Origin of the sequence: Levilactobacillus cerevisiae (genome assembly GCF_003946245.1) — a bacterium.
Taxonomy (GTDB): domain Bacteria; phylum Bacillota; class Bacilli; order Lactobacillales; family Lactobacillaceae; genus Levilactobacillus; species Levilactobacillus cerevisiae.
This window is the reverse complement of record NZ_RHNN01000014.1, coordinates 84,185-96,267: the sequence shown is the minus strand read 5'-3', so window position 1 is coordinate 96,267 and position 12,083 is coordinate 84,185. Positions and strand designations below refer to the sequence as shown.

Sequence of the window (12,083 nt, the reverse complement as noted above, 5' to 3'; positions counted from 1 at the left end):
TACCCATACAAAAAACTCCTCCCTAAGTAAACAAGCTTTGATTATTTGCTTGTCTACCTAAGTAGGAGTATAGCCATTTATTCGCCGGCCTTTTTGTTTTGGTTTGGGGTTGTGGCGCTGTGCTGGGGACGTCCCCCATTGCAGCGCTATTTTTCGTAACTGGTTAGACGGCCTTGGGTTATTTCCCAGTCAGCCCCGCTCCTCTGATTCACCATCAACGATTTGCTTTCAGCCTCTTCTAGATGGTAATTCCTGCCACAACCCGAGCATCTTTGCTGCTTTTCACCCACTAATAGACAATCCGTGTCGTTACCTGACCTGTTTGCAACTATAGCCAGTATTGATTGTTGTAACCGTATTCGTTTTTGCTTATACTAATCCTGAAGGCTTGCTCCACACTCTGACTGGTTGGCAACTGTCATCGGCACTTTCCGCTCCCGTCGCTGCACCTTCTTACATAGCTTCCAATTCCGAGGAGGACTCACTTATGAGATTTAGAAAGATTCATGTTATTGGTTTACTTATTCTGCTTGTGTCCGTGTTAAGTGTCGTTGGCTCACCCACTCCTGCTAAGGCGGATGACGCGACAAGTTCCACCACAGCGACAACGGTGACTGGTGACTTGCCCAAGGGTTCGGTGGTGAATTTAGCCGGTCCATCCAGTACTGTCTATCCCGTATATGATTTGAACGGAGATGTCATCCCTGATAAAACGTACGCTGGATATGCTGGCTACATGGTTGACCAACTTGCAATAAACTTAACTAAAGGTGGCGTCTACTTTCGTGCTTCGACCAATGAGTGGCTCAAAATTGACGACGGTGTGACCTACAGTGCCGCACCCACCAACCCAGCAACGCTCACCGTAAATTTCGTTGACGCCACCAACACCGCCATTCACCCACAAGAATCCTTTAACACCCAAGTTGATGCTGACGCGGACGCGATTGCTGAAATCAAAAAAGGCCTGTTAGCCGCCACGCCCGTCACCGCCAACGCTGATCAGACCACCTTCACTTACCACTACACTTCTAACACGCCACCGACGAATCCTAGCGGTGGCAATTCCAGCACCGGCACCACTGACAGCAGTAGCTCATCCACGACCAGCACGCCAGCTAGCGAGCCTGACAAATCGGCTGTCGTTGCCGTCAAGGGGACTGCCATTTACGCGACCAAGAAGATTGGTCTGTACGCCAGTCCTGACTTCAAGCAAGCCACCCGCAAAATTTGGTACGCTAAAACGTCGCGGCAAGAACGGCCGCAATTTATCGTGACCGGCTACGCCTGGAGTCAGAATGGCACGTTGCGTTATAAGATTCGCGACATCAACCACCACTCGCTGACCAACGACCGGCGCGGATACGTCACGGCGAACGCTAGCTACGTGACCAACCTGTACTACCAAGCCAATCCGCAGCGCGTCAAGGTGATTGGCAAACGCGGGCTCAACGCATACAGTAATGTGCAGCTGAGCGGGCAGAAGCTGCGGCACTACCAGCGTGGGAGCGTGCTGAAGGTCAAGGCGATTCAGAAGCACAACCTAACCACCCGGCTAGTCCTGTCGAACGGCCATTACATCACCGGGAACAAGACGCTCGTGATTGCAAAATAGCCCAGAACATCAAGGCACCGCAATCCTGCTCGGGACTGCGGTGCCTTTTTTCTTGTGCAATTTAATTGTGTGACGCCGCGTCTGGTTAAGCCAGTTTCAATCCGACCACACCCCACGCTACCGCTCCAAATACCCATCCGCCACGCACCGCAAGTACCCGGCCACATTCCGCGAGAACTGTGCCTTCTGCTTGCCCATGAACGCGGCGAAGTTTGCCGGTGAGTGGTCCAGGTAGTCGTACTGCCAGACCGACAGCAGCATAAAGATTACATTTTGCCAGATCAGCTCTTCTGGCTTGAAGACGTTCGGTTGTTCCTTCTCCGGCCAGCTCATGCGGTCGATGCCCCAATATAGGAAGTACTGGTCGACCTGGGCCTGTTCCGTCACGCGGCCCTTGGTCCAGAGTTGCGCCACCCGTTGCTCGGCGTCGCCCCAATTTTTCACCGGCTGTTGCTGCACGTCCAGCCAGTAGTCGAAAATGGTCAGGTGGCCCAGTCGCAGCTTGGCGAGTTCCGTTTCCAGTTCGCTCAGCCCCGCGCCCTCCCGCGCAAAGAGGTTGACGTTCAGTTGGTGCGTCCGGCTATCCTTGAAGTAGCGCTCAATGTCGTGTTCGCCCTCGTCCTGCCAGTAGTATTGTTGATAGCTGGCCTTGAACTGGGCCTCGTCCGCCGCGGCCATGGTGCGCCAGGAGTCTTCCAGCTCCCACAGCGCCTCGTGTTCCAGCTGGGCCTGTGCTTGGCGATACTGGAAATACCCCTGGTACACGGCGGGTGACGTCCGGTAGTCGGTGTGGTCACGCGCATTGCGCCGGCCGATAATGATTTTTGTCAAAGTCGTTTTCCCCCGGTCATTAGTGGTCTTAGCTTAGCACAGATTGGTGGGTTGGGGGAATGATTTTTGGGCGAGGGGTGAACTCGACGTCTGGAAGGAATGACACGCTTGTAAGTGAATCTTGAAACAAAAAGCGGCCGAATTTATCGCATTGAAAAAGCTCAATGACAGGTCTGGACGAACCACGTATCACTGAGCACTTTTTTAAAATGGCAAATCGAAATCATAATTCTGTTGATACTTACCTTCATAGGCAATATGCCCATCAATGTATATCTTGAGCGTGTACTGCCCCGTCGGATTCGCAATCCTCAAACGAATCTTGTTAATTAACAAAGCCCTCTTATTCTCATCAGGCCACGTTAATACCTGACCATTTGCCTCACACCTCTCGACTAATACTTGCAGGTAACTGTCTGAATCCGCGTTACTTGGAGCGAATTTCGCTGCCACCCCTTCATCAATAGGTCCCCATTCTCTTGGGAAGGATTGATTGACGCTGCTCTTGATGACGACACCCTCCATTGTTAACTCCACATCATCGATAAAGTTGCGATTCATATAAAAATAATTTCCTCCTCGCACCTGAATCAACTCATCGAAATCATAAATATCTTTGTCGTGTAGCAAATTTTGTAACGTTTCTTTCTCTGCAATCGACCGGACAAAAATGTGCCGCAAAGTTTCCAATCCTAATTGCTTAGGCACAATGATTTCGGCTTGCCGAAATGGGATAATATCATCTCTATTCACTGGAGGTAAAATAGCCCGGTCATGAAATATCTTATCAAAGGGTAGTTGACTGAATTCTTCTGGCGTTTGGTACTTGGGGATAGTGTGATGTTTCGCCAAGGACTGTGCAGTGAATTGGACGTCTGGCTGACTCAAGAGAGACGGTAGATCAAATAGGAAAAACACTGGTATTGGACAATCTGCTCCATATTCCTGCCGATTCTTTTCCACCTGGAACCCTTCGTTATGAAACTGCGTCGGGGTTTTTGGACGAAAATAAAGCCGAACAAAGCCACCAACTTCATCTGGAGTTCCAGCAATCACGTCTCCCCCGGCATTGTCATTTACCATAATTTGCTGGCTTTCAGCGAAATCTCTAGCCAGAAGTCGCCTCATTTTCAGAATACTAACTGCATTTAAAATGTCAGTAAAATGATATGCAAACCTAGGAATCCACTTTTGCTGCCAAGCACTCAAACCTGTTCTAATTTTTCCGGACGTCAAGTCATTAACGACATCTTGATAATCCAAATCTCTATCCCCTCTCAGCAATCATTTGTGCTGCAGAAGTTTGAGCAGGTTTCACCCGTACTGGCAACTTACTTTCGTTCAGTGCCAATGCACCAATTTCTCTATCTTTCCATTTTGCCGGAACAGATTTAATGTAAGGCAACTGCGTCATCAATTTCTGGAACAGTGTGGCATCGTTTTGTTCATGCAACACTTGTGGAAAATCAATGACCGAAACAACACCCTGGCTACGTAGTTTTATCCAAAAATCAGTGATGTCCATTTGAGACAACGCATAGTAGCTTTCATCTGCGTTCGTAATTTTCATAAACGGCACAGAGGATTCATCAAGCTCATCAGTCGGTTCTATATTTTGCAAAACAATTTGATGGTTATCCAATTGAAATTCGTGAGAAAGCCGTCCGACCAATTCATCCTTAAATTCATTAACGCTCAGCATCTTAGGCTCACTCTCTAGCCACTTCTTCATCGCACTAAGATTCTTAAATTCCGGTTGATCCACTGGCTGACTATAGAGGTGAATATATACATTGATAGGTAAGCCCTTAAGATAGTGTTCCATCAAGGGACGAACCTCATTTTCCCAATCTAATCCACCATTGCCAACGCCCAGTTGTGGAAACGAAATTGATTTAATCTTTCTTTCTTCGTAGGTGTCCACAAACTTCTTCAATCCAGCTTCAATATAGGCGAGTTTAGACTTGTTACGCCAATTTTTTTTGGTCGGAAAATTTAACACCCACTTGTTATCAGTACGATAAATCCACAGTTGTCCTACATTGAATTGACCATTTTCACACAAGCGTTGATATTCCGTAAACATCTGGGGATATAACTTTTTGAATTCCAAGGCAATACCCTTGCCCATCACACCAACTGTGTTAACCGTGTTAACGAGGACCTGCGCCGGACTTTCAAAAAGATTTGTCTTTAAATAGATTAACAAGCGGTTCACCTCCCCTTTCAAAAAAGACCAATCCATTGTTCCGTGGATTGATCCTCACTCGGATTCCATTTTCATCTAGTATCTCTTCAATGTCTTGATTATAGCACACCCTCACTAAATCCACGACCGATTTACATGACCTTGCACACGCCGATCAATTCTCTCATTTTTAACTAGAACACCGGTTTCACCCCACGCACGGCCACCTTCATCTGCTCACCCAGGCGGCGCATCCCCGTGTCGATCACCGCTGGCGTCAGGCCGCTAAAGCACAGGCGCAGGCCGTTGTGCACGTCGCGGTTCGGGTAGAAATTGGTGCTCGGCACGTAGCTCACGTGGGCGCCCAACATCGCCGGCGTCTGCAACAGTGCGTCAACGTCGATGCCCGCCGGTAAGGTCACCCAGTCAAAGAAGCCGCCCGTGGGCGTGGTAAAGGCCGCCTCATCCGGGAAATACCGCTGGAGCGCGCTGACCATCGCCGCACACTGCTCGCGGTAGTGGGCCTTCAAGACCGCCACGTGCGCGTCCAAATCATTGGCGTCCAGGTAGGCGTTAATGGCCGCATGGGTCACGCCGGTCGCCTCCAGGTCGCTGGCCAGCCGCACCTTCATGATGGCGGCCAGCAGCTTCCCATCGGCCACCAACCACCCCGTTCGCAGCGCCGGCATCAAAATTTTCGACAGGCTCGACACGAAGACCACCCGCCCCTCGGTGTCAAAACTCTTGATGGCGGACAGCGGTGCCTGATCGTACCCTAAGTCCCGGTACGGCGAGTCTTCTAAAATGATGAAATTGTAGCGGTTGGCCAGGGCCACCAGTTGCGCGCGTTTTGCCACACTCATGGTAATGCCGGTCGGGTTGTGAAAGTCCGGCACCGTGTACAACAGCTTGATGCCTGGGTGGCGTTTTAAGGTGGTTTCTAGCGCGTCCAGGTCCAAGCCATCTCCTTGGAGGCCAACGCCATAATACGTCGGCTGGTAGAGGTCTAAGGCCGCCAACGCGCCCACGTAGGTCGGCACCTCGACCGCCACCTCGTCGCCCGGATTCAACAGGGCCTTGGCCACCAGTTCAATGGCCTGCTGACCACCAATCGTCAAAACCACGTTGTCCGCGGTAGTCGTGACCCGCCCCCATTTACCAATCCGTGCCGCCAGCTTGGCCCGCAAGTCCGGGTTGCCCTGGCTGGACTGGTACTGGAAGAGGTGCGCGCCCTGGGTGTCAATGGCGGTGTCAAACGCTTGTCTCATCGCCGCCACCGGGAACAGGCTCTCATTGGGACTGCCGGCGGCAAACGAAATGGCGCTGGGGTCGGGGTCGTTGACGAACAGGCCGCTCAGGGCCGACGGAACATCTGGGTTAACACGCTTTGCTAACAGGTCATTGTACATGGTTCTTCACGCCTTTCTGGTTTGGTTCTTAGGTTCTTAGGTTCTTAGTTCAAAGTCAATAGTTCAAAAACGAATCCATCATCCATGGAGCCTGCGGCTTCCAGGTACTACGCCTGCTGTGGGGCCGGTTCCAGCCTGGGATGCGGGCTTCCACCTCAACTTTGAGCCGCAAGTCCGGCGTCTCAAAGGTTGTCCCGTGCTGTAAGGCCGGGGAAAGCCCTCCCCGGTCTAACACCACCGACACAGCTGGCTCCGTACCTGGCTTCCTCCGGCTCTTGGTTGTGCGTTGGTGTTGTGCGTTGGTGTTGCGTTTGGCTTGGGGCTTAGGGTCAAGGGCCAGAACCGAACCAGTGGTTGTGTTGAGTGGCCGCGGTGGCGGGTAACCATAGCCAGTCCACAGTAGCTGATACATCAGCCACTTCAAGCGAGGATCTGCCCTGACTCCTGACGTTGTATTGAATTCTAAAACTAACCGACAACTTGTACTAATAGGAAGTATTCTTGCGACAGGTGTTGCATACATCTACAAAATCCCAGTTCAGAACGAAGCACCCCACCACAGTTGACCGGCAACCACCGCCAAATGCCAGTCGGAAACCTGACGCCTGTTGCGGCCAACAACGACTAATCTCCGAGAGGGCGCTCAAATATGGTCCAGCCGTGGGATTTGCGGTGCGAAGCAGCGTAAATGGCGTCTTTGAGACTCGTTTCACAGAGGCTCAAAGCGAGGCTAAAGACCGCTCCTCAGGCTTTAGCCGTCCTTCCACAGCGTTCCGATCCATATTTGAGCGCCCGGCAGGCCCAGCTACCACCACCCCCGCAACGGTAAGGCGCATGGTTTCCGCGATCTGCATTTAGCAGTACGGTCACCGGTCAAACTGTGGGTGGTGCTTTCCTCTGACCTCGCGTTTATGATAGAATACTGGTGACGTAAAAGCTGATTCAACTATCCAGAAATAACGTGAATGTTATTCATCTTTACCAATCTCAGGAGGTGTCGTCGATGTTACCGTTTGCCTATCGCGTCTTTCAAGCCATCGTTCAAGAACAGACTTTCTACCGGGCGGCTCAAACGCTGAACGTGACGCCTTCAGCCATCAGCCACTCCGTCAACCAGCTGGAAAAGGAGCTCGGCTTTCCGCTCTTCATCCGTAACCGAACTGGCGTGGAGCTCACACCGGACGGAGAAAGTGTGTTGCCGCTGATTCAGGGCGTCATTAACGCCGAGGACCGGCTCCAACAGGCCGCCGCTAACATTAACGGCATGAACGCCGGTTCCGTGCGGCTGGGGGCCTTCTCCTCCGTTTGTATCACCTGGCTGCCACCGATCATCCGCCAGTTTAAACAGGATTTCCCGCAAATTGAAATTAATTTAGAACAGGCCGGTTTCAGTGAAATTGCCTCGGCCGTGAAGACTGGGCGGCTGGATTTAGGCCTGTCCGCCCTGCCCGTTTCTGAAAAATTAACCGTCCTGCCGCTGGTCAAGGACGAAATCTACTGCATCACGCCCAGCGACTTCATCCCCGCCAACCGCACGACGGTCACGGCCGCCGATTTGGTCGACCAGAACTTCATTTTACAGCGCGGGGACTACGACAAGGACACCAAGGCCGCGCTGGACCACTACCAAATCCGGCCAAACGCGTTGCGGTTCTCCATCGACGACCAGTCCATCCTGGCGATGGTTGAGGCCGGCATGGGCATGGGCATTTTGCCTGAGCTCGCGCTGGAGCGGGTCACCGGGAACGTCAACGTCTACCCGTTCGACTCGCGGTTCTACCGGACGATTTGCCTGGTGGTCAACTCTGAACAGGCCAAGGCGCCGTCGACCGCGAAGATGATTGCGGCAATCACGGATTTTGTGGCGCGCGAGTATCCGGATAAGGTTTTGGAACACCCGCACGTGGGGTAGGCTGGTTTGTGCCTCTGTACGGTGACTGGAAACAACTGGCTAAAGTGCCTTTAACCTTACTTTGAACAACTAAGAACACGTCTCCAAGCTATCAATTATCTAACACAAATACCGTGGACATCCCCAGCCTAATTTGGTTGAGATGTCCGCGGCATTTTTATTGGCATGTTTCCTTACAGCACAGTTTCTTAATTGCACGCACTATTTCACGTCCCAAAGATTACGTAACGTAACTAGCATAAGATATAATTATCTTGATTTAACGTTCAATTAATTTTCACAATACATAATATGGAGGGAACAACTATGAACAAGTTATTCAAAATTTCAGCTATCACCGCCTTAACTTTCAGCATGGGCGTGGCTACATTACCAACCAACATCTTACCCGCATTGGCCAAAACCAAAGCTGCTAAGGTTATCAGCACCAAGAAGATCACGAAGGCCGCTTACCACGCCAATGGTGGTTACATCTACTCCAGCACCAAGCTGACCAAGAAATCTCACAAAGCCTTCAATTACCTGAAGACTACTTTCTATGCAACTAAGTCCGTAAAGCTTAAGAAGAGCAACGGCAAGACTGCCACTTACTACTACATCAAGAACAGCAAGGGCAACGTCAAGGGTTACATCTGGAAAGGTAACCTGAAGAAAGTGAACACAAAAGCTTTGGCACAACGGAAGGCCGATATTAAGCATGTTTTAGCCGCTATTCGGTCAATGGACACTGAGGACCAATCTACTGCACTAGACGACATGAAAAATGTGACGACCAGCACCGCTTACGAGGAGGGTGCGTTCGGGGACGGCTTGCCTGCAGTTATCTATGACATTCATGGCACGTCAGCTAAGGATGGTCGCGCAACTCTCCAAGTGAATGCAAGCTTCAAAGGTCGTTTTAACTCTGTCACCAACGCTAAATTAGCTGCCTTCAGCGATCAATTAGCAGACACCATCGCACAATCTGATGATCCTTCCGATGATTCTGGTATCTACGACGCAAGTTCTAACTTGGCTGAGGCCTTGTCAAACGCCGTCGCAACCTTACAATAATTTCGTTTAACCTTATCAAATAGAAAAGCCACAGAAGTCACACCCACTAGTCGGGCAATAACTTCTGTGGCTTTTTACTGTCAGCTTAACTTCCTCAACTTTCCGACAGCAACACCGGGTCCCTCACCCCAAAGGTGCCGTAACCGCTTGTGCCGCCTGAACCAGATCCACCGCAATCAAGCGGACTTGATCCGTGGGATAGGACTGTTTCACCTTTCCCAACGCTGAGGCTTTCGGCAACGTCACTTCATCGTAGAGCATCAGTCCCAGCACTTCCGCCGCGTTGGTTATCGCCTTATCCATCGTCGCCGCCTGGCTAATCGCACTGGGGACGTCTGGAAACACGACCGTCACGGTTGCCGTCGCAGCGTCCCGAATGAACACTGCCGGGTAAAAAATCATTTCACTCTTGCTCTTCACTCTGCTCCCCCTTAAGCTAACCAATTGCACTGCTAATTGCTGGTCAGGCGTTGGTACTAGCCATTTCTTGGCGACCGCTTATGCTTTTCCATCATGCTACGCCTCGCTGCACCTGTAAGCAACCATCCAGCCTGCATTTCAGATCATCCAACCAGCTATTCCTTGTCCTTCGTCTTCCGTTTGAAATTGGTCAGGCTCAACAACCCCACCAGCAACGCCACGCCCCACGCTAAGGACACGGGTTCCTGCTCGCCGGTCTGTGGCAAATTGGCAAAGCCTGCATGGGTGACCGCTGGCTGTTGGTCCTGGTTGGCGTCATCCCTGAGAACGGTGGTCGTCCCGGTGTCAGTTGACGCTTGCCCGGTCGCACCTTGGCCACCAGTCGCCATTTCAACGACTTGGCCGCCTGGGTTATTGCCCGGCGCACTGGTTCCTGGCGTCGTGCCCGTGTTGCCCGTATCCCCCGCGCCGCCAGTGTTCCCGCCACTCAGGTGATTGTCATCCCCGGACTCATTGCCTTCGACTTCATTCTCGCCTTCGTCGGTCCCGTTGCCGTCCAGGTTACCAGTGCCGTTATTGCCGTCACCATTCCCATTGTCGCCGGGATTGGTCACGCCCGGGGTCTCGCCCCCGCCGTTGCCATTATTACCATTGTTATTGCCGTTACCGTTGTTGCCGCCGCCCGGGTTGGTCACAGGTGGTTGCGTCACGCCGGGATCCCCCTCATCCAGCGAGTACACGTAGGTCACGTCGATTTCCGCATCCCCGTAGGTCCCGGTCGCATTTTCCGATTCCTGCTGGAGCACGTGGCCCGGAATCTGGAGCGCTTCCGTGGTGTACGTTTCCCCAATCAGCCCCGGCTTCAGCGTTGTATCCGGTGCCAGCTGGTCCCCCGCCACGTCCTGGTAGTGAACCGTCACGCTGGCCGCGCTCTGGGCAATTGCGTATGGCTGAACGACTGCGAAATCTACGATGCCCGCGCTTGGCTTGTACACGCCTGTCAGGTAGTAGTAATCCGGCAACACGTCTAAATTAATTCCAGGATTTTTTTCAATTTCCGTTGCCCCCGGCTTCTGGTCCTGAATGTTGGTGTAGTGGAGCCCGCCTTGCCCGTCCGGCGTAGCATTGCCGCCCGTGAAGTAGGCCTGGTACGTGTGCCCGTTCGCGTCCGTGTAGAAGATTGGCTGCCCAATCATCGCGACCACCGTCAGTTGCACGACCTCGCCAGTAATCGTGGTACAAGCAATTTGCAAATGACCCTCGCGATCCTTGTCGCTGATTTTGACCGGGTCGAGCATGATAAATTGGCCGGTGTGCGTGAAGTCGCTGGCGCTGGCGTAGGCCTTGTCCTTTAGCGGTGAGAAGTCACGGATAGCGTTGTAAGCCAGCCGCATGTCGACCACGTTTTGTAAATTGGCGAGTGGCGTCACGTCTTTGATCCGGTTATTTTGCAGGTCAACCACTTTTAAATGTTGCAGGTTGGCCAGCGGCGTCACGTCTTCAATGTCGCCGTAGAAGGCGCCGGGTAGATGGTTCAGGCTCGCGCCCAGCATGATGGTTTCCAAGTTGACCGCGTACTCCAAACCTTCCAGGGAGAAGGCCGTCTTGCCATCAATGTAGGTGTCGATGCCCTCGTTTCCCAGCGCTGACAATGTCGTTAACAGTGCCATGTCATCTTGCGTGATGTCAGCTACGGTTTCCCAGGTCTTGTCCGTGTTGGTTAATTTCTGTAGCGCCAGCAGGACGACTTGTTGGAGTCGTTGGTTGGGCATCCACAGGTCGATCGTTGCTGTTTCCTTGGTGAGCGTCAGCGCCATGGTCGTCGCCTTGCCCAGCTCCGTTTGGACCAACGGCACGGCCGCGGTGCTCAGGTCCGCCCCGAGTTCACTGATGGGCGTGGTGAGTGCTGGCAAATCGGCAACGTCGGCCGGCCGCGTCTCGGGCACCGTCACCATCGCACTGGTGTCCGGCAATGCGCTCACGTCAATCGGTGTCACGTCGGTGGGCGTTGGTGCGGGTGTGCTTGGTGCTGGCGTCACGGATTGGTCCGTGATGGTGTTGGCTGTGTCGGTCGTTGTGTCAATTGTTGTGTCAGTTGTTTCTGTGTTGATTTCTGTATTATTGGTTTCGCCAGTATTAGTTTCTGTGGTATTGGCGTCCGCGGTGTCAGTGGTTACCGTCCCGTTTTCTTCAGCTCCTGTATCCGTGGTCCCGGTGGTATTCGTTTCGGTTGTGTCGTCCCCAGAAACCTCGGTAGTGTCGGTTGCCGTCCCATCCGTCGTCGCTGTGTCGGTGGTAGTGGCATCACTCGTAGTCTCCTCAGTGACCGTTTCCGCTCCGGCATCTTGCATATCAGCCGGCACCGCCGAACCCTCCCCAGGGGTCGTGGTAGTCGCTGAAATGTTAGCGCTATCATTTTTAGCCGTTTCACTTGCGGTGGTCGCCTCATTAGCATTTCCAGCAGGCGGCACGACCACCGTGACTGGACTGCTCGCCTCTGCTGGCACCGGTGTCACCGCGGCTTGAGCCGTCACGCCCATGCTCATGGCCACGGCCCCACTGATGATTCCAGCGATGATCCAGCTTTTACCTTTTTTGTACATCTTGTAGTGCGTCTTCGTTGCCATCTTCTTTGTCATTTTCATTCTCCCCCAA

General features: G+C 52.5%; 9 protein-coding genes. 3 read left to right on the top strand and 6 right to left on the bottom strand.

Annotated features, from left to right (window positions below; translation table 11 throughout):
• Nucleotides 1-487: 487 nt before the first annotated feature.
• A complete protein-coding gene (locus tag EKM99_RS08530) occupies nucleotides 488-1,615 on the top strand; it encodes a DUF5776 domain-containing protein (protein ID WP_125582806.1) in 1,128 nt (375 codons plus the stop codon).
• 117 nt (nucleotides 1,616-1,732) lie between these two features.
• Here the strand turns inward: EKM99_RS08530 and EKM99_RS08525 are convergent, their stop codons facing one another.
• From EKM99_RS08525 to EKM99_RS08510, 4 genes are all read right to left on the bottom strand, one after another.
• Nucleotides 1,733-2,446 carry a hypothetical protein gene (locus EKM99_RS08525; RefSeq protein WP_125582803.1) on the bottom strand — a complete coding sequence of 238 codons (714 nt, stop codon included), beginning with the start codon at nucleotides 2,444-2,446 and terminating at the stop codon, nucleotides 1,733-1,735.
• 204 nt (nucleotides 2,447-2,650) lie between these two features.
• A complete protein-coding gene (locus EKM99_RS08520) occupies nucleotides 2,651-3,709 on the bottom strand; it encodes a DarT ssDNA thymidine ADP-ribosyltransferase family protein (protein WP_125582801.1) in 1,059 nt (352 codons plus the stop codon).
• 4 nt (nucleotides 3,710-3,713) lie between these two features.
• Nucleotides 3,714-4,655 carry a macro domain-containing protein gene (locus EKM99_RS08515; protein ID WP_125582799.1) on the bottom strand — a complete coding sequence of 314 codons (942 nt, stop codon included), beginning with the start codon at nucleotides 4,653-4,655 and terminating at the stop codon, nucleotides 3,714-3,716.
• Nucleotides 4,656-4,828: 173 nt separating this feature from the next.
• Nucleotides 4,829-6,043, bottom strand: coding sequence for an aminotransferase-like domain-containing protein (locus EKM99_RS08510; protein WP_125582797.1), 1,215 nt, complete (start codon nucleotides 6,041-6,043; stop codon nucleotides 4,829-4,831).
• Nucleotides 6,044-7,046: 1,003 nt separating this feature from the next.
• Here EKM99_RS08510 and EKM99_RS08505 point away from each other — a divergent pair.
• Both EKM99_RS08505 and EKM99_RS08500 read left to right on the top strand, forming a co-directional pair.
• A complete protein-coding gene (locus EKM99_RS08505; RefSeq protein WP_125582795.1) occupies nucleotides 7,047-7,955 on the top strand; it encodes a LysR family transcriptional regulator in 909 nt (302 codons plus the stop codon).
• Nucleotides 7,956-8,261: 306 nt separating this feature from the next.
• Nucleotides 8,262-9,008 (top strand): hypothetical protein, encoded by a 747-nt coding sequence (locus EKM99_RS08500; RefSeq protein WP_125582794.1) that lies wholly within the window; start codon nucleotides 8,262-8,264, stop codon nucleotides 9,006-9,008.
• A gap of 123 nt (nucleotides 9,009-9,131) precedes the next feature.
• Here EKM99_RS08500 and EKM99_RS08495 read toward each other — a convergent pair whose 3' ends face one another.
• Both EKM99_RS08495 and EKM99_RS08490 read right to left on the bottom strand, forming a co-directional pair.
• Nucleotides 9,132-9,428 carry a type II toxin-antitoxin system HicB family antitoxin gene (locus EKM99_RS08495; protein ID WP_225419823.1) on the bottom strand — a complete coding sequence of 99 codons (297 nt, stop codon included), beginning with the start codon at nucleotides 9,426-9,428 and terminating at the stop codon, nucleotides 9,132-9,134.
• A gap of 155 nt (nucleotides 9,429-9,583) precedes the next feature.
• The gene (locus tag EKM99_RS08490) at nucleotides 9,584-12,067 is read right to left on the bottom strand and encodes a MucBP domain-containing protein (protein WP_164511566.1); all 2,484 of its coding nucleotides are present in this window, start codon (nucleotides 12,065-12,067) and stop codon (nucleotides 9,584-9,586) included.
• Nucleotides 12,068-12,083: the final 16 nt, after the last annotated feature.

Coding starts and splice junctions, on each gene's coding strand:
- EKM99_RS08490 (WP_164511566.1), bottom strand. CDS start 12,067: ATGACAAAGAAGATGGCAACGAAGACGCACTACAAGATGTACAAAAAA.
- EKM99_RS08505 (WP_125582795.1), top strand. CDS start 7,047: ATGTTACCGTTTGCCTATCGCGTCTTTCAAGCCATCGTTCAAGAACAG.
- EKM99_RS08530 (WP_125582806.1), top strand. CDS start 488: ATGAGATTTAGAAAGATTCATGTTATTGGTTTACTTATTCTGCTTGTG.
- EKM99_RS08500 (WP_125582794.1), top strand. CDS start 8,262: ATGAACAAGTTATTCAAAATTTCAGCTATCACCGCCTTAACTTTCAGC.
- EKM99_RS08510 (WP_125582797.1), bottom strand. CDS start 6,043: ATGTACAATGACCTGTTAGCAAAGCGTGTTAACCCAGATGTTCCGTCG.